The organism is Streptomyces sp. NPDC002536, from assembly GCF_053594995.1.
Map to the genome: position 1 here is coordinate 1 of NZ_JBSFWU010000135.1, position 16,284 is coordinate 16,284.

16 protein-coding genes are annotated in these 16,284 nt (G+C 72.9%); 6 read left to right on the top strand and 10 right to left on the bottom strand.

Translation table 11 applies throughout. The features are described from left to right. From ACWD4B_RS31855 to ACWD4B_RS31880, 6 genes are all read right to left on the bottom strand, one after another. The coding region (locus tag ACWD4B_RS31855) for an ABC transporter permease (protein ID WP_451424023.1) at nucleotides 1-420 on the bottom strand (420 nt) is incomplete at its 3' end. Nucleotides 421-498: 78 nt separating this feature from the next. Next, complete coding sequence (locus ACWD4B_RS31860; protein ID WP_451424024.1) at nucleotides 499-1,380, bottom strand: glycosyltransferase family 2 protein; 882 nt, start codon at nucleotides 1,378-1,380, stop codon at nucleotides 499-501. Between the two features lie 14 nt (nucleotides 1,381-1,394). Next, nucleotides 1,395-2,174 (bottom strand): CDP-alcohol phosphatidyltransferase family protein, encoded by a 780-nt coding sequence (locus ACWD4B_RS31865; RefSeq protein ID WP_390777977.1) that lies wholly within the window; start codon nucleotides 2,172-2,174, stop codon nucleotides 1,395-1,397. Further along, complete coding sequence (locus ACWD4B_RS31870) at nucleotides 2,152-3,213, bottom strand: iron-containing alcohol dehydrogenase family protein (RefSeq protein WP_451424025.1); 1,062 nt, start codon at nucleotides 3,211-3,213, stop codon at nucleotides 2,152-2,154. The genes ACWD4B_RS31865 and ACWD4B_RS31870 overlap by 23 nt, the downstream gene beginning before the upstream one ends. Continuing rightward, nucleotides 3,201-3,938, bottom strand: coding sequence for a phosphocholine cytidylyltransferase family protein (locus ACWD4B_RS31875; protein ID WP_451424026.1), 738 nt, complete (start codon nucleotides 3,936-3,938; stop codon nucleotides 3,201-3,203). Before ACWD4B_RS31875 ends, ACWD4B_RS31870 begins: the two co-directional genes overlap by 13 nt. Further along, entirely contained in the window at nucleotides 3,935-5,779 is a 1,845-nt protein-coding gene (locus ACWD4B_RS31880) for a DUF5941 domain-containing protein (protein ID WP_451424035.1), read from the bottom strand. Before ACWD4B_RS31880 ends, ACWD4B_RS31875 begins: the two co-directional genes overlap by 4 nt. A 269-nt stretch (nucleotides 5,780-6,048) precedes the next feature. On the opposite strand from ACWD4B_RS31880, the gene galE reads away from it, so the two are divergent. From galE to idi, 3 genes are all read left to right on the top strand, one after another. Next, nucleotides 6,049-7,035 carry a UDP-glucose 4-epimerase GalE gene (galE, locus tag ACWD4B_RS31885; protein ID WP_336414059.1) on the top strand — a complete coding sequence of 329 codons (987 nt, stop codon included), beginning with the start codon at nucleotides 6,049-6,051 and terminating at the stop codon, nucleotides 7,033-7,035. 147 nt (nucleotides 7,036-7,182) lie between these two features. Then, a complete protein-coding gene (locus ACWD4B_RS31890) occupies nucleotides 7,183-8,127 on the top strand; it encodes a cation diffusion facilitator family transporter (RefSeq protein WP_451424027.1) in 945 nt (314 codons plus the stop codon). 220 nt (nucleotides 8,128-8,347) lie between these two features. Continuing rightward, nucleotides 8,348-8,929, top strand: a complete 582-nt coding sequence (idi, locus tag ACWD4B_RS31895; protein WP_451424028.1) for an isopentenyl-diphosphate Delta-isomerase — start codon at nucleotides 8,348-8,350, stop codon at nucleotides 8,927-8,929. Here the strand turns inward: idi and ACWD4B_RS31900 are convergent. Both ACWD4B_RS31900 and ACWD4B_RS31905 read right to left on the bottom strand, forming a co-directional pair. After that, on the bottom strand, nucleotides 8,904-9,401 hold the full coding sequence (locus tag ACWD4B_RS31900) for an ATP-binding protein (RefSeq protein WP_336414056.1): 498 nt from the start codon (nucleotides 9,399-9,401) through the stop codon (nucleotides 8,904-8,906). The genes idi and ACWD4B_RS31900 overlap by 26 nt on opposite strands. A 160-nt stretch (nucleotides 9,402-9,561) precedes the next feature. Beyond that, entirely contained in the window at nucleotides 9,562-10,131 is a 570-nt protein-coding gene (locus tag ACWD4B_RS31905) for an HdeD family acid-resistance protein (RefSeq protein ID WP_451424029.1), read from the bottom strand. Between the two features lie 67 nt (nucleotides 10,132-10,198). Here ACWD4B_RS31905 and ACWD4B_RS31910 point away from each other — a divergent pair, with 67 nt between their 5' ends. Continuing rightward, a complete protein-coding gene (locus ACWD4B_RS31910; protein WP_451424030.1) occupies nucleotides 10,199-10,951 on the top strand; it encodes an enoyl-CoA hydratase/isomerase family protein in 753 nt (250 codons plus the stop codon). A gap of 5 nt (nucleotides 10,952-10,956) precedes the next feature. Here the strand turns inward: ACWD4B_RS31910 and ACWD4B_RS31915 are convergent, their stop codons facing one another. After that, the gene (locus ACWD4B_RS31915) at nucleotides 10,957-11,583 is read right to left on the bottom strand and encodes a DJ-1/PfpI family protein (protein ID WP_451424031.1); all 627 of its coding nucleotides are present in this window, start codon (nucleotides 11,581-11,583) and stop codon (nucleotides 10,957-10,959) included. Between the two features lie 10 nt (nucleotides 11,584-11,593). After that, nucleotides 11,594-12,565, bottom strand: a complete 972-nt coding sequence (locus tag ACWD4B_RS31920; protein WP_451424032.1) for a GlxA family transcriptional regulator — start codon at nucleotides 12,563-12,565, stop codon at nucleotides 11,594-11,596. Nucleotides 12,566-12,699: 134 nt separating this feature from the next. Here ACWD4B_RS31920 and ACWD4B_RS31925 point away from each other — a divergent pair, with 134 nt between their 5' ends. Continuing rightward, on the top strand, nucleotides 12,700-13,572 hold the full coding sequence (locus tag ACWD4B_RS31925; protein WP_451424033.1) for an SCO6745 family protein: 873 nt from the start codon (nucleotides 12,700-12,702) through the stop codon (nucleotides 13,570-13,572). A 155-nt stretch (nucleotides 13,573-13,727) separates the two neighbouring features. Next, nucleotides 13,728-16,076, top strand: a complete 2,349-nt coding sequence (locus tag ACWD4B_RS31930) for a Tex family protein (RefSeq protein ID WP_451424034.1) — start codon at nucleotides 13,728-13,730, stop codon at nucleotides 16,074-16,076. Nucleotides 16,077-16,284: the final 208 nt, after the last annotated feature.

Here is a 16,284-nt window from a genome sequence, read left to right on the forward strand (position 1 = left end):
CACCAGACCCAGGTTGCCCGAGATCGCCCGCACGCCCGCCATCGCCGAGCTCTGCGTGAACGTGAAGACGAACACACCCGTCACCAGGAACGGGATGAACGTGTTCGTCGACATCCCCCTCTTGGTGTTCATGAGGATGCCGAAGATGAAGTAGTAGACCAGGGCGTTCAGCAGGGGCGTCGCCACCTGCCAGACCTGGCCCAGCTTCGCCTGGCTGTACTGGGCGGTCAGCTTGGCGCTGGAGAAGGCGGCGATGAAGTGCCGCCGGCCCCACAGCTGCCGCACGTAGGCGACGAGTCCGGGCCGGGCGCCGCTGACCGCGAGGCCGTACTTGCCGGCCAGCTCGGCAGCGGTCGGACCGTTGTCGGGGAACGGCGGGGCACTCATGGCGACCGCGCCGTCGTGCGTTGTCTCGCTCACAGTCGACACTCTCGTCCTCTGGGTGCACTGCCGGAGTGATACCCCGGACCGCGCCCGGGGCTCTCGGACACGAGCCTGTCAGATCACAGGCGGGCGGCCCAGTCTGGTCAGGCGCCACACGGTACGCCACTTCATGGGGCGCCGCGGGCCGCACGGCGTCGTCCAGCCCTCGCGGAAACCGCCGAACCACGCGCGCAGCGCAGGGAGCGACGGACGGCGCGCGAGGGTGAGCAGCAGCCACACGCCCACGTAGACCGGGACCAGGGGCGCGGGGAGGTTGCGGCGGGCGAGCCACACCCGGTTGCGGGCCACCATGCGGTGGTAGACCGCGTGCCGGCTGGGGGCCGTGGTCGGGTGGTGGAGCACCATGTCCGACCGGTAGTCGATCATCCAGCCCGCGTCCAGCGCCCGCCAGGCGAGGTCGGTCTCCTCGTGGGCGTAGAAGAACTCGTCCGGCAGCCCGCCGACCTCGGCGAACACCCGGGTGCGCGCGGCGTTGGCGCCGCCGAGGAAGGTGGTCACGCGCGAGGAGCGCATCGGGTCGGAGGCCCGCAGGCGCGGCACGTGGCGGCGCTGGGTCTCGCCGGTGTCGGGGTCGGCGATGCGGAAGCTGATGATGCCGAGCTTCGGGTCGGCCGTGAACGCGGCGCGGCACAGCTCGGCCGTGTCCTGGCCGGGCAGCAGTCCGTCGTCGTCGAGGAACAGCAGGACGTCCACGTCCCGCCCGGCGGGCCCGAAGGCCTCGATGCCGACGTTGCGGCCGGCCGGGATGCCCACGTTCTCGGGCAGTTCGACGGTGCGGACCGTCAGCCCGGGGACGGCCAGCGGGGGCAGCGGGGACCCGTTGCCCACCACGACGACCTCGACGGGGTCGCCGTCCTGCTTGGCGACGGACTCCAGCAGGGCCCGCAGCTCCTCGGGGCGGTTGCCCATGGTCAGCACGACGGCGCCGAGCTTCATGGTGTTCTCGCTCCTCATTTCAGCCTGCTGGACGCCAGGATCGACACGAGGTGCAGCAGGGTCTGCAGCATCGCGATGCCCGCCAGGACGGCGGTGCCGAGGCGGGTGAAGAACAGGTCGCCCCGGGTCGCGTCCACGATCGCGAGGACCAGGATCAGCAGGGACGCCTCGATCCCGAGGACCAGGCGGTGGAACTTCAGCGCGGCGGCGGCCTTGCGGGCCAGCGCCATGCCGGACGAACGCGGCTCGGCGGCCGACTCCTTGACCGGCGGCAGGCCGGCCTGGTGGCGGGCGACGCCGACGAGGTCCGTCTCGGACTTGATCAGGACGGCGCCGAGCGCGGCGAGCGTGCCGAGGAAGGCCCACAGCCAGTCGATCCGGCCGCCGCCCCACAGGTCGGCGGCGCGCAGGCCCAGGCCGACCAGGACCGCGGCGTCGCACAGGTAGGCGGCGACCCGGTCCAGGTAGACCCCGGAGATCGAGTACTGCTTCTTCCAGCGGGCGATCTCGCCGTCGACACAGTCCAGCAGCAGGTAGAGCTGGACCATGACCACGCCGAGCACGGCTCCCGCGATCCCCGGCACCAGCAGGGCCGGGGCCGCGAGGACGCCCGCGACGGTCATCAGATAGGTGAGCTGGTTGGGCGTGACCCTGGTGTTCACCAGGTGCCGGTCCACCCGCAGCGAGATCTCCCGCATGTAGAGGCGGCCGGCCCAGTGCTCACCGCTGCGCCGGTCCTTCACACCCGCGGGGTGGACGACCGGGCGCAGTTCAGCGACTGACGGTTTCTGCATAGTCGGAGAATGCGTCCCTGATCTGGTCGGTGGAGAGGTCGAGGTGCTCCAGGATGGTGTACCGCCCGGGGCGGGTCTGGGGCGCGTACTCCACCGCTCTGACGAACTCTTCGTCGGTGAAGCCGATGTCGCCCGGCAGCACGGGAAGTTCGTGCCGCCGCAGCACCTCGACCATCAGCGCGGATTCCTCGCGGGCACCGCGCAGGTGCATCGCGAAGGCGGCACCGAGGCCGCACTGCTCGCCGTGGCTGGCGGCGCGCCGGGGGTAGAGGAGGTCGAAGGCGTGGTTGATCTCGTGGCAGGCGCCGGAGGCCGGGCGGCTGTCGCCGGCCACGGACATCGAGATGCCGGTGAGCACCAGCCCCTCGGCCAGCACCTGCAGGAAGCCGTCGTCGCTCACGTCACCGGGGTGCCGGAGCACGGCCTCGCCGGCCTGGCGGGCCATGGCGGCGGCCAGTCCGTCGATCGCCTCGCCGGTCTCGCGGTGGGAGAGCTCCCAGTCCGCGACGGAGGAGATGTTGGAGATCGCGTCGCCGATGCCGGAGCGGACGTAGCGCACCGGGGCCTGACGGACGATGTCCAGGTCGATGACGACGGCGATCGGGTTGGGCACGCCGTAGGAGCCGCGGCCCGCGTCGTTGTCCAGGGTGGCGACGGGCGAACACAGGCCGTCGTGCGAGAGGTTGGTGGCCACGGCCACCAGCGGCAGGCCGATCCGCGCCGCGGCGTACTTGGCGCAGTCGATGATCTTGCCGCCGCCGAGGCCCACGACCGCGTCGTAGCGGCCGGACTTCATCGCGTCGCCGAGCCGGATCGCGTCGTCCAGCGTGCCGCCGCCGACCTCGTACCAGGAGGCGCCGGGCAGCGCGGGGGCGAGCCGCTCGCGCAGCGCCGCCCCCGAGCCGCCGCTGATGGCGACGGCCAGCTTGCCGGAGCTGGAGATGCGCTGGTCGGCGAGGACGTCGGCCAGATCGTTCAGCGCTCCGGCGCGGATGTCGACGACGACCGGCGAGGGGATGAGCCTCGTCAGTACTGGCACGCGATCTCCCGGCCCTTGGCGAGGTCGTCGTGGTTGTCGATCTCGACCCACTTCACGTCGCCGATGGGGGCCGTGTCGACCTTGAAGCCGCGGTTGACGAGCTCCTGGTAGCCGTCCTCGTAGTAGAGGTCGGGGTCGCGCTCGAAGGTGACCTTCAGGGCGTCGGCGAGCTCGGCGGCGGCCTCGGGCTCGATGAGGGTGACGCCGATGTACTCGCCGGTCGCGTCGGCCGGGTCCATCAGCTTGGTGATCTTCTGGACGCCCTTCTCGGCGTCCACGACGACCTTCATCTCCTCGTCGGCGAGGTTCTTCACCGTGTCGAGGGCGAGGATGATCTTCTGGCCGTTGCCGCGGGCGGCGAGCAGCGTCTTCTCGACGGAGACCGGGTGAACGGTGTCGCCGTTGGCGAGGATCACTCCGCGGCCGAGGACGTCACGGGCGCACCACAGGGAGTAGGCGTTGTTCCACTCCTCGGCCTTGTCGTTGTCGATGAGGGTCAGCTCGACGCCGTACTTCGCCTCGAGCGCCGCCTTGCGCTCGTACACGGCCTCCTTGCGGTAGCCGACGACGATCGCGACCTCGGTCAGGCCGACCTCGGCGAAGTTGGCCAGGGTCAGGTCGAGGACGGTGGTGTCGCCATCCACCGGCACCAGGGCCTTCGGCAGGGTGTCGGTGTAGGGGCGCAGACGCCGTCCGGCGCCGGCGGCCAGCACGAGGCCGATCATGCGGGTTCTCCTGTTTCGTCGTGGACTGCGGGTGCCCCGGAGGACACCCAGAACCGGATGCTCTCGCCGAGCACCACAAGCGCGATGGCGACGGCGAGGACCGTCAGCGCGATGGCAAATCCCTGGCCGTGCTGCCACAGGGCGGCGGCGGTCGTGACCGCCAGGACCCGCCCCTCGTGCCCGCCGACCGCCCGCACCAGCCAGTGCGGGGGCGCCCCGGTGCCGCCGCGGATGCGGTACACCGTGTCGTAGTGATGGTAGGCGACCGCGGCCACCAGGCCGAATGCCGCCGGGAGGGCGCCGGGGGCGCCGGACTTCGCCGCGAGGGCGAGGACGAGGCCGTACTCCGCGGCGCGGAAGATCGGCGGGACGAGCCAGTCGAGCGGGCCCTTCAGGGGGCGGGCGACGGCGACGCCCGCGAAGATCCCGTAGATCACGGCCTGCCCCACGGCGGACCAGGTGCCGCCGTTGCCGGCGACGAGCGGGCCGCTGAGCAGGATGACGGCGCCCAGCAGCGCCCAGAAGGGGGCGTTGTAAGTGCCGCCGGGGACCGTGCTGCCCAGGGTCCGGCTCGCCGTCTCGGCCAGCGGGCCGGAGTCGGCGAGGTCCGCCAGCGCCTGCGCGGCGCGGTCGGTGCGGCGGGCCTTGCGGGTTAGCGAGCGCAGGACGCGGCCGGCCGTCGTGTAGCAGGCGGCCAGGGCGCAGCCGATCAGCAGCACGGTGAAGACGATGCGCGGGGTGGTGAGTGCGGTCAGGACCGCGATCAGGGCCCAGCGCTCGCCGATCGGCAGGACGATCATGCGACGGGCCCAGACCGTCCAGCCGACGCTGTCGAGCCGGTCGGAGAGCGCGGCGGTGGGGCTGGTGTTGGCCGTGGCGTCGTGGTTCGCCTCCGTGAAGGAGAAGTCGACGACGTGGCGGCACGTCTGCAGGACCATGGCGCCCAGCGCGAGGGCCCACACGTCGTCGTGGCCGCCGCCGTGGGCGGCGCCGATCGCCAGGCCCGCGTAGTAGGCGTACTCCTTGGCGCGGTCGAAGGTGGCGTCGAGCCAGGCGCCGAGCGTGGAGTACTGCAGGGAGTAGCGGGCGAGCTGGCCGTCGGTGCAGTCCAGGACGAACGAGGCGATCAGCAGCACGCCCGCCGCGACGAAGCCGGGCCGGGTGCCGGTCGCGGCGCAGCCGGCCGCGATCAGGGCGGTGAGCAGCGAGGCGGTGGTCACCTGGTTGGGGGTGAGACCGCGCCGGGCGCACCAGCGGGCGAGGTAGCGGGAGTACGGGCTGATGCAGAAGGTGGTGAAGAAGCCGTCGCGGGACTTCACGGCGCTGCGCAGCCGGACGGCCTCGTCGTCGACGGCAGAGACCTCGGCCAGGGCCTTGGTCCGGGTGTCGCCGTCGGCGGGGACGGTGGCGACGAGCACGCCCAGCTCGGGGCGGTGCACGGCGACGCCTTCGGCTTCGAGACGGGCGGTGACGGCGCCGACCGGGACAGTGCCTGTCGTCGCCGACGGGCGCGCGGGGGCGCCGGAGTCGGTGCCGGGCGCACCGCCCGCCTCCGTTACGGCGCGCGTCAGTGCTGCGCGCGCCTCCGGCTGCGCCGATACCGCGCCCTCGACGGCTGCCGCCGGGAAGCGCGGGTCGGTGAGGGCCAGCCGCAGGGCGTGGACGTGGCCGACGAAGCCGGGGTCGACGAGCGCGACCCGCTCCGCCGCGGGCACGGCCGCGAGCCCGTCACGCAGCGCGGCCGCGTCCGCCGCCACGCGCACGTCGAAGCCGAGCGATCGCAGGTCGTCCTCGAGGGACGAGCCTGCGGGCGGCGGGCCGGTGAGGATGGCGGTCGACAGACGAACTCACTCCTTGGAAGCTGACGTGGCCGGCCGGGGCCCCGCGGGGCCGGACGGCGGGTGTGGCGCGCAGGGCCCGGCTGCGGGGCGGCGCACGGCACGTCGGCAGAGGCTATCGGATCACCGGAAGTCGCCGTTCACCGCACGTGCACCGGGCGGCCTCCCCCGGTTGACAGGACGCGCGGGCGGCTCCGGGGGTTCCGCGGCCGGTACCGGGCCCGCCGCGGACAAAACGGGCGCGGCACCTTGGCTGGAATAGGGTGCCGTGCATGACGTGGCTGATCACAGGCGGAGCCGGATATATCGGAGCGCACGTAGCGCGGGCGATGGTGGAGGCCGGGGAGAAGGTGGCCGTCCTGGACGACCTGTCCTCGGGCAGAGCCGTCCGGCTTCCGGAGGGCGTCCCGCTGGTGCAGGGCACGGTCGCGGACCGGGAGCTGCTGGACCGCGCCCTCGCCGACCTGGACGTGACGGGTGTGGTGCACCTCGCGGCGAAGAAGCAGGTCGGGGAGTCGGTCGAGAAGCCGCTGCTCTACTACCGGGAGAACCTGCACGGCCTGACCGTGCTGCTGGAGGCGGTGGTGGCCGCCGGGGTGGGCAGCTTCGTCTTCTCGTCCTCCGCGGCCGTCTACGGCATGCCGGATGTGGACCTCGTCACGGAGCGGACGCCCTGTCTGCCGATCAACCCGTACGGCGAGACCAAGCTCGCGGGCGAGTGGCTGGTGCGGGCGACGGGGGCCGCTTACGGGATCTCCACGGCCTGCCTGCGCTACTTCAACGTCGCGGGCGCGGCCCGGCCGGAGCTGGCCGACACCGGGATCTTCAACATCATCCCGATGATGTTCGACCGGATCACCCGCGGGGAGCGCCCGCTGATCTTCGGTGACGACTACGACACCCCGGACGGCACCTGCGTCCGCGACTACATCCACATCGAGGACCTGGCCACCGCCCACCTGGCCGCCGCCCGCCGCCTCGCCGGGCGGACCGGGGGCGGGGACCTGACGCTCAACGTCGGCACCGGGCGCGGGGTGTCCGTGCGCGAGATGGCGGACCTGATCGCGGAGACCACCGGCCGTACGGACCTGGTGCCCGAGGTCGCACCGCGCCGTCCGGGCGACCCGGCGCGGGTCGTGGCCTCGAACGCGACGATCGCCGAGGAGCTCGGCTGGACCGCCCGGCACGACCTCCGCAGCATGGTCTCCTCGGCCTGGGAGGGGTGGTGCCTGCACCACCCCGAGGCGCGTCCTCGCTGATCACAGCGCTGAGGCATTGCCGCAGGTCAGAGGCAATGACAACGGTGTTCAGTGCCGCGTTGCCAATACCCCCCACCCGTAGTTCACTGGGGTCTCGGCCGGCCCCGCCGGCCGTTTCGGCGAGCGCTCGGGAGAGGCGGCATTTCAATGGGTGCAGGGCACGACCACGGCCACTCGCACGGGGGACCCCCGCCGACGAACGGCACCGCGGCCGCCGCCTACAAAGGCCGGCTGCGGATCGCTCTGGGCATCACCCTGACGGTGCTGGTCGCAGAGATCGTCGGCAGCGCGCTGACCGGATCGCTGGCACTGATCGCGGACGCGGGCCACATGGCCACGGACGCGGTCGGGGTGAGCATGGCGCTGGTGGCGATCCACTTCGCCAACCGGCCGGCCGGCGGGCGGCGCACCTACGGCTATGCGCGGGCGGAGATCCTGGCGGCGCTGCTGAACTGCCTGCTGCTGCTCGGCGTCGGCGGCTTCATCCTCTTCGAGGCCGTGCAGCGGCTGGTGGAGCCCACCGAGGTGCCGGGCGGGACGACCGTGCTCTTCGGCCTGGTGGGCGTGGTCGCCAACCTCGTCTCGCTGGGGCTGCTGATGCGCGGGCAGAAGGAGAGCCTCAATGTGCGCGGGGCATTCCTGGAGGTCCTCTCGGACGCGCTCGGTTCGCTGGCCGTGGTGATCTCGGCGCTGGTCATCATGACCACCGGCTGGAAGCAGGCGGACCCGGTCGCCTCGCTGCTGATCGGCCTGATGATCGTGCCGCGGACGGTCAAGCTGCTGCGGGAGGCGCTGGACGTGCTCCTGGAGGCCGCCCCGAAGAACGTCGACATGGCCGAGGTGCGGGCGCACATCATGGCCCTGCCGGGCGTGGAGGACCTGCACGACCTGCACGTGTGGACGATCACCTCGGGCATGCCGGTGCTCTCCGCGCACGTGGTCGTGGACCCGGAGACGCTGGACTCGGCCGGGCACGAGAAGATGCTGCACGACCTGCAGGGCTGTCTGGGCGAGCACTTCGACGTCGAGCACTGCACCTTCCAGCTGGAGCCCAGCGGGCATGCGGAGCACGAAGCCAGGCTGTGCCACTAGGCGCCCCCGTAAGGGGCGCGGGGAACTGCGCGCTCAGCCACCGGCCGGCCTGCAGCCGACGCGCCACCCCAGGGGTCCGGGGCAAAGCCCCGAGAACCTCGACTGCGGGCGCGTCGTGGCTGAGCGCGCAGTTCCCCGCGCCCCTTACGGGGCACGACAGGCCCCGGGCGCCGTTCCTGAGGCAGACTCCAGGGACGAGGACCGAGAACGAAGGATGGTCATGCCGATGACGTCAGCCGCGGCTTACGGGAGCAGCGCCGAACCGATCATGCTGGAGCTGGTCGACGAGAGCGGCAGGACGATCGGCACCGCCGAGAAGCTCTCCGCCCACGTCGCACCCGGCAGGCTGCACCGCGCCTTCTCGGTCTTCCTCTTCGACGACAGCGGCCGGCTGCTGCTGCAGCGCCGGGCGCTGGGCAAGTACCACTCCCCCGGCGTCTGGTCGAACACCTGCTGCGGGCACCCGTACCCGGCGGAGCCGCCGTTCGTCGCGGCGGCCCGGCGCACGGCCGAGGAGCTGGGCGTCGCGCCGGAGCTGCTGCGCGCGGCGGGGACGGTCCGCTACAACCACCCCGACCCGGCCTCGGGCCTGGTCGAGCAGGAGTACAACCACCTCTTCGCCGGGATCGTGCGGGACACCCCGCGCCCGGATCCGGCGGAGATCGCGGAGACGGCGTTCGTGACCCCGGCCGAGCTCGACGCGCTGCGGGAGAAGGCCGACTTCTCCGCGTGGTTCATGACGGTGCTGGACGCCGCCCGGCCGGTGGTCCGGGAGCTCACCGGCCCCGCTGCGGGCTGGTGAGCGGCAGGGCGGCCCAGACCACCTTGCCGCCCCCGGCGGTGTGCTCCACGTCGTGGCAGCCGCCGGCCTCCTCGACGACGGCCTGCACGAGCAGCAGGCCGCGGCCGCCGGTGCACTCGTCGCCGACCTCCATCGGCCGGGGCCGGTACGGGTGGCTGTCCTCGACGGCCACCCGTACCCAGGCCGGGCCGATGGAGACCTCGACGCCCACCTCCGGCGAGAGCAGGGCCGCGTGCTGGACGGCGTTGGTGACCAGCTCGGAGACGATCAGCAGCAGGCCGTGCAGCAGGTCCGGGCGGATCGGCACGCCCTGACGGGCGATCAGGTCGCGGACGGCGTGCCGGGCGCCCGGGACGGAGCAGTCGAGCGACGGGACGGTCAGCCGCCAGCTGCCCTCGTAGCCGCCCGGTCTGCGGGGCAGGGGCACCGCCGCCCGACCGGTCCCCTTGGAGGCGCTCCCGAGGATCTCCATGTCCGATACCAACCCCTCGCCGTGGCTCGACCGCACACGTCGAGTGTTGGGAGTTCAACGGTCCGCACCGGGGTCCTGAACGGAAGTCAGCCCCTATCGACGGGATTTGACCGGGTGCGTATGCCGCGGTCACTGACGCGACTGTTCCTGGCCGTCCAGTTCACTCTTCACGCAGTTCACTCTTCACGGAGCGCACGGCCCGCCGGCCGCCGACGCCGAGGGCGATCAGCCCGAGCCCGTCGAAGAGCAGGGCCAGCGAGATGAACGTACCGATCACATAGAGGCTGCTGTGCGGCCAGTTGCCGAGCACCAGGATGCCCAGCAGCAGATCGAAGGCACCCTGCAGCAGTGTCCAGGCGCACTGCGGGCCGCGCACCACCAGGCTGCCCACCAGGCGGAACAGGCCGCCGGTGAGGAACAGCAGCGCCGCGAACATCGTCAGCGCCTCGGCCGCGCCCACGGGCATCTTGATGACCACGACGCCGGCCGCGATGTTCAGCGCGGCGACCACCGCGCCCAGCCAGAAGTAGTTGCTCGCCCGCGACTGGACGGCGTGCAGGAGACCGACGACGCCGCCGATCAGCAGCAGCCAGCCGAAGAGGAGCATCGTGGTGAGGGTCGCGAAGGCGGCGTAGGCGAGGCCGACCACCCCCGCGAGCGCCAGGATCCCGCCGAGCAGGGCCAGCACCCCGAAACCGCGGCTCAGCCGCGCCGATCGTCCCTTGGGCATGAGCGCCTCCTCACAGCGCCCCCTGATCTTGATCATAGGGGCGCCGGTGCCGGATAGCATCCGGCACATGGAGCCCGCAGCACTGCACCTGGACGTCACCGGTGCCACCGCGACCGTCCGCATCGACCACCCGGCCAAGCGGAACGCCATGACCACGGAGATGTGGCAGACGCTGCCGGACCTGCTGAAGCGGTGCGCCGCCGATCCTGCCGTGCGCGTGCTGGTGCTGACCGGCCAGGGCGGGACGTTCTGCGCCGGGGCGGACATCTCCACGCTCGCCGTCGGCGACGGTGCCGGCCCTCAGGGCCTGTCGGTGGCGGCCGAGGAGGCGCTGGCCGCCTTCCCCAAGCCCACGATCGCCGCCGTGCGCGGCCACTGCGTGGGCGGCGGCTGCCAGCTGGCCGCCGCGTGCGACCTGCGGTTCGCCGCGGAGGGGGCGCTGTTCGGGGTGACCCCGGCACGGCTGGGGATCGCCTATCCGGCGGCCTCCACGCGCCGGCTGGCGGGGCTCGTCGGGCGGGCTGCCGCCAAGTACTTGCTGTTCTCCGCGGAGTTGATCGACAGCGAACGGGCGCTGCGGGTGGGGCTGGTGGACGAGGTGTGGCCGGAGGAGGAGTTGGGGCCTCGGGTGGCGGAGTTCGCGGAGGTGCTGGCGGGACGGTCGCTGCTGACCCAGGTGGCGGCGAAGGCGGCACTGGCCACGGACGGGGACGGCGCCGAGTGGCCCCTGGAGGCCCGCAGGAGCGGGGAGACGGCGGAGGGCGTCGCGGCGTTCCTGGAACGGCGCGCTCCGAAATTCGGCTGGACGGGCGCCCCGTAAGCCCCTTACCGGGTTCGCGCAGCCCGCAACTCCGCAACCAGATCGGCCGGAGCCCGGTCCGGCGACCCCGCATCGTACGGCGGAGCCGGGTCGTACTCCAGCATCAGCTGAACGGCCTGCGCCGCCCGGTCCCCGGCCAGCCGGCCCGCCAGGGTCAGGCCCATGTCGATGCCCGCCGAGACCCCGGCCGCCGTCACGTACTTGCCGTCCGTGACGACCCGTTCGCGCGTCGGCTCCGCGCCGTACCCGACCAGGTGCTCCAGCGCCGTCCAGTGCGACGTCGCCCGGCGCCCGGCGAGCAGTCCGGCGCTGCCGAGGATCAGGGAACCGGTGCACACGGACGTCGTCCAGGTCGTGTGCCGGTCCGCCTCCCGGAGCCACTCCTGCAACGGGCCCGGCTGCAGCGGCAGCTTGTGGACCGGGCCGCCGGGGACCAGGACGATGTCGGGGCGGGGCACCTCGTCGAGCGCGGCGTCGGCGACGAGCGTGAGCGTGCCCGACTCGTTGCTGAACGGACCGCGCCGCTCCGCGACGAACACGGCCTCGGCGCCGGGCAGATGGGCCAGCGCGTCGTACGGCCCGACGGCGTCGAGCGCGGTGAATTCCGGGTAGAGCAGGATGGCGAGCTGCATGAGGAGCCTTTCAGTCCTTCGTTCCGTTGCTGACGAACCGGCGCCGGTACTCGGCGGGTGCCGTGCCCAGATCCCGCACGAAGGCGCGGCGCATGGCCTCCGGGGTGCCGTAGCCGCAGGCGCGGGAGACCTCCTCCACGCCGTCGGCGGAGTCCTCCAGCAGCTGCCGGGCGGCCTCCATACGGGCCTTCGCGGCGTAGCGGCCGGGCGGCATGCCGACCTCGTCCCGGAAGGCACGGGCGAAGTGCCGGGGCGAGAGGTTCGCGCGGGCGGCGAGCGCCTCGACGGAGAGGTCGGCGCCGGGGTGTTCGGCGATCCAGTGCTGGAGGTCGCGCAGCGGCGGGCGCTGCGCGGTCTGGGCGGCGAGCCGGGTGCTGAACTGCCGCTGGTTTCCCGGGCGGCGCAGGAAGACCACCAGGTGCCGGGCCACGGCGAGCGCCGCCGCCCGGCCCAGCTGCTCCTCGACGACGTCGAGGGCGAGGTCGATGCCCGCGGTGACGCCGGCCGAGGTGGAGATGTGACCGTCCCTCACGAAGATGGGGTCGGGTTCCAGCAGCACCCCGGGGTACCGCTCGGCGAAGGCCTCGCAGTACGCCCAGTGCGTGGTGGCCCGGCGGCCGTCCAGCAGCCCGGCCTCGGCGAGCAGGAAGGCGCCCGTGCAGACCGACAACAGCCGCTCGGCACGGGCTCCGTGGTCGCGCAGCCAGGCGGTGAGCCCGGGATCGGCCTCGCCGGTGCAGTCACCGCCGGGCACCAGGACGATGTCCGGGACACCGGCGTCCGCGAGCGCGGTGTCGGGGGCGAGCCGCAGGCCGCTCCCGGTACGGACGGGCTCGCCGTCGGCGGTGGCGGTGCGCACCTCGTAGGCCCCATGGCCCCCGCCCCGCGACCCGGCCCCGTTGAACACTTCGAGGGGGCCGGTGACATCGAGGCTCTGGACGCCCTCGTAGAGGACGATCAGGACGGTGCGACGGGTGGTCATGACACCCATGCTGGTCGGGCACCGTGCCGTCCGCAACGCCGGATTCCCCACCTTTCCTGCCACTGACCTGCGCGGAGGTGGAAGTGTCCGCCCCGGCCTTCCCGCTGTACCAACCAGTCGGTAGCGTGCGGTACATGACCATTGCATCGGAAGTGCCCGCAGACGCCCCACGGCGCTGCAACACTGTCGTCAACCCCTTCCACGCCGCCCACTACTTCTGTCCCGAGGTCACCCGGGAACTGACGGCGCTCGGCATCGCGCAGGGCCGTGCCGTCTACTTCGCCGGGCGCAGCGCCGCGTTCGGCCGTGTCGGCGCGGGGGTCGTCACGGCTGCGTTCCACAGCTTCAAGCACGAGGTGGTCGCGGAACACGTGCCGCACGTCTGGGACATCGCCTCGCCCCAGCAGGTGCTGGACGCCCGGATGCGGGCCGCGGACACCCACCTGCGGCGGCTGCTCGGCGAAGAGGCCCTCGCCTCCGCCGGGATGACCGAGGCCGCCGGGCTCGCGCTGCGGGCCGTGGAGGCGTGCGAGCGGGCGGTCCGCCCGCTGTACGCGGCCCACGCCGACCTGCCCGTGCCCGACGCGCCGCACCTCGCCCTGTGGCACGCCAGCACCCTGCTGCGCGAGCACCGCGGCGACGGCCACCTGATCGCCCTCGCCCACTCCGGGCTCGACCCTGTCGAGGCGCTCGTCACCCACAGCGCCACCGGCAAGGGGATGGCGCGCAACTGGCTGATCACCATGCGCGGCTGGACCGAGGAGGAACTGGACGCGGCCAAGGACCGGCTGCGCGAGCGCGGACTGCTGGACGTCAACGGCGGGTTGACGGCGAAGGGCGACGCGCTGCGCGAGGACATCGAGCGCGAGACGGACCGCCTGGACCGGGCCCCGTACGTGCACCTGGGCGCGGCCGGTGTCGAGCGCCTGATCGAGCTGATGACGGGCTTCACCACGGACCTGGTCAAGGGGGGTGCCTTCCCGGCCGACCTGCGCGGCAGGGCCTAGGGCTCCGCAGGGGGGCGGTTCTTCGACTGCAGGCCGTCCTCGGCCGGTCGCGCCCACGCGGCGGAGCCGCATATGCAGCACAGTCCCGCGCCCCTTCGGGGCGCGGACCCGCACCTGCCACAATGCAGGTCACGGCTCCCGGAAGAAAGCAGAGCGTGATCGTGACGACGTCGACGTCGGTCGAAGGCAGGATCGCCGAGGAACTCGGCGTGCGGGAAGGGCAGGTCAGGGCCGCCGTCGAGCTGCTCGACGGCGGAGCGACCGTGCCCTTCGTCGCGCGCTACCGCAAGGAGGCGACCGGGGCGCTGGACGACGCGCAGCTGCGCACCCTCGAGGAGCGGCTGCGCTATCTGCGGGAGCTGGAGGAGCGGCGGGCCGCGATCCTGGAGTCCGTGCGGTCCCAGGACAAGCTGGACGCCGAGCTGGAGGCGCGGATCCGCGAGGCCGATTCCAAGGCCCGGCTGGAGGACATCTACCTGCCCTTCAAGCCCAAGCGGCGCACCAAGGCGCAGATCGCGCGGGAAGCCGGCCTGGAGCCGCTCGCCGACAGGCTGCTGCGCGACCCCGGCGTCGAGCCGGCGGCCGCCGCGGCGGCCTTCGTCGACGCGGAGAAGGGCGTGGCGGACGCGGCCGCCGCGCTGGAGGGCGCGCGGGCCGTCCTGACCGAGCGGTTCGGCGAGGACGCGGACCTCATCGGCGAGCTGCGCGAGCGCATGTGGACGCGGGGCCGCCTGGCGGCGAAGGTGCGCGACGGCAAGGAGGAGGCAGGCGCGAAGTTCGCCGACTACTTCGCCTTCGCCGAGCCCTTCACCGCCCTGCCCTCGCACCGCGTCCTGGCCATGCTGCGCGGCGAGAAGGAGGAGGTCCTCGACCTCACGCTGGAGCCGGAGGAGCCGTCCGCCGAGGCGGGACCCACGGCGTACGAGCAGGCGATCGCACGGCGCTTCGGCATCGCCGACCGCGGCCGCCCCGCCGACAAGTGGCTGGGGGACACCGTGCGCTGGGCCTGGCGCACCCGCATCCTCGTCCACCTCGGCATCGACCTGCGGCTGCGGATGCGCCAGGCCGCGGAGGACGAGGCGGTGCGCGTCTTCGCCGCCAATCTGCGCGACCTGCTGCTCGCCGCCCCCGCCGGCACGCGCGCCACGATGGGCCTCGACCCCGGCTTCCGCACGGGCGTGAAGGTGGCCGTCGTGGACGCGACGGGCAAGGTGGCCGCCACCGAGACCATCTACCCCCACGTCCCGCAGAACAAGTGGGACGCCTCCCTGGCCACCCTGGCCCGGCTCGCCCGCGAGCACGACGTCGAGCTCGTCGCCATCGGCAACGGCACGGCCTCCCGCGAGACGGACCGGCTGGCCGCCGATCTCCTCGCGCGGCACCCGGAGTTGAAGCTGACGAAGGTGATGGTCTCGGAGGCCGGCGCCTCCGTGTACTCCGCCTCCGCCTTCGCCTCGCAGGAACTGCCCGGCCTCGACGTGTCGTTGCGCGGCGCCGTCTCGATCGCGCGCCGCCTGCAGGACCCGCTCGCCGAACTCGTCAAGATCGACCCCAAGTCGATCGGGGTCGGCCAGTACCAGCACGACCTGTCCGAGGTGAAGCTGTCGCGCTCGCTCGACGCGGTCGTCGAGGACTGTGTCAACGGCGTCGGCGTCGACGTCAACACCGCGTCCGCACCGCTGCTTTCGCGGGTGTCGGGCATCGGCGCCGGCCTCGCCGAGAACATCGTGGCGCACCGGGACACCAACGGCCCGTTCCGCAGCCGCCGGGCGCTGAAGGACGTGTCGCGCCTGGGCCCGAAGGCGTACGAGCAGTGCGCGGGCTTCCTCCGCATCCGCGGCGGCGACGACCCGCTGGACGCGTCCAGCGTCCACCCCGAGTCGTATCCCGTGGTGCGGGCGATGGTGAAGACGGCGGGCGGTGACGTCGGCGCGCTCATCGGCAACGCCGGTGCGCTGCGCTCGCTGCGGCCGCAGGACTTCGTCAGCGAGGCGGTGGGTCTGCCGACGGTCACGGACATCCTCCGCGAACTGGAGAAGCCGGGCCGCGACCCGCGCCCGGCGTTCAAGACCGCCACGTTCAAGGAGGGCGTCGAGAAACTCGGCGACCTGCAGCCGGGGATGGTGCTGGAGGGCGTCGTCACCAACGTGGCCGCGTTCGGCGCGTTCGTGGACATCGGGGTGCACCAGGACGGCCTGGTGCACGTGTCGGCGATGTCGAAGACGTTCGTCAAGGACCCGCGGGACGTGGTGAAGCCGGGGGACATCGTGCGGGTGAAGGTGCTGGAGGTGGATGTTCCGCGCAAGCGGATTTCGCTGACGCTCAGGTTGGAGGATGCGGCGGCGCCGGGCACCGCCGGTGGGGCGGAGCGGCGCTCCACGCCGGGGACGCCGCGGCAGCGGCGGAGTGGTGCCCCTCGCGGCAGCAAGCCCGCCACGCCGGCGGACGGTGCGATGGCCGACGCCTTGCGCCGTGCCGGCCTGCTGGGGCCCAACAAGGGCTGACCGCCCTGCGCCCCGAAGGGGCGCGGGGAACTGCGCGATCAGCCACGATGCGCCCGCAGTCGAGGTGCTCGGGGCTTCGCCCCGGCCCTCTGGGGTGGTGCGTCGGCTGCGGGCCGGTGGGGGCTTGTCGCGCAGTTCCCCGCGCCCCTGACGGGGCCTCCCGGCACCCCCTCGGGGCCGGCCGGGCCGCGACGACGAACGTCGATGA

Bases quoted from the DNA above. Each gene is read 5' to 3' on its own strand.
- ACWD4B_RS31860 (WP_451424024.1), bottom strand. From the start codon at position 1,380: ATGAAGCTCGGCGCCGTCGTGCTGACCATGGGCAACCGCCCCGAGGAG.
- ACWD4B_RS31865 (WP_390777977.1), bottom strand. From the start codon at position 2,174: ATGCAGAAACCGTCAGTCGCTGAACTGCGCCCGGTCGTCCACCCCGCG.
- ACWD4B_RS31875 (WP_451424026.1), bottom strand. From the start codon at position 3,938: ATGATCGGCCTCGTGCTGGCCGCCGGCGCCGGACGGCGTCTGCGCCCC.
- galE (WP_336414059.1), top strand. From the start codon at position 6,049: ATGACGTGGCTGATCACAGGCGGAGCCGGATATATCGGAGCGCACGTA.
- ACWD4B_RS31890 (WP_451424027.1), top strand. From the start codon at position 7,183: ATGGGTGCAGGGCACGACCACGGCCACTCGCACGGGGGACCCCCGCCG.
- idi (WP_451424028.1), top strand. From the start codon at position 8,348: ATGCCGATGACGTCAGCCGCGGCTTACGGGAGCAGCGCCGAACCGATC.
- ACWD4B_RS31900 (WP_336414056.1), bottom strand. From the start codon at position 9,401: ATGGAGATCCTCGGGAGCGCCTCCAAGGGGACCGGTCGGGCGGCGGTG.
- ACWD4B_RS31905 (WP_451424029.1), bottom strand. From the start codon at position 10,131: ATGCCCAAGGGACGATCGGCGCGGCTGAGCCGCGGTTTCGGGGTGCTG.
- ACWD4B_RS31910 (WP_451424030.1), top strand. From the start codon at position 10,199: ATGGAGCCCGCAGCACTGCACCTGGACGTCACCGGTGCCACCGCGACC.
- ACWD4B_RS31915 (WP_451424031.1), bottom strand. From the start codon at position 11,583: ATGCAGCTCGCCATCCTGCTCTACCCGGAATTCACCGCGCTCGACGCC.
- ACWD4B_RS31920 (WP_451424032.1), bottom strand. From the start codon at position 12,565: ATGACCACCCGTCGCACCGTCCTGATCGTCCTCTACGAGGGCGTCCAG.
- ACWD4B_RS31925 (WP_451424033.1), top strand. From the start codon at position 12,700: ATGACCATTGCATCGGAAGTGCCCGCAGACGCCCCACGGCGCTGCAAC.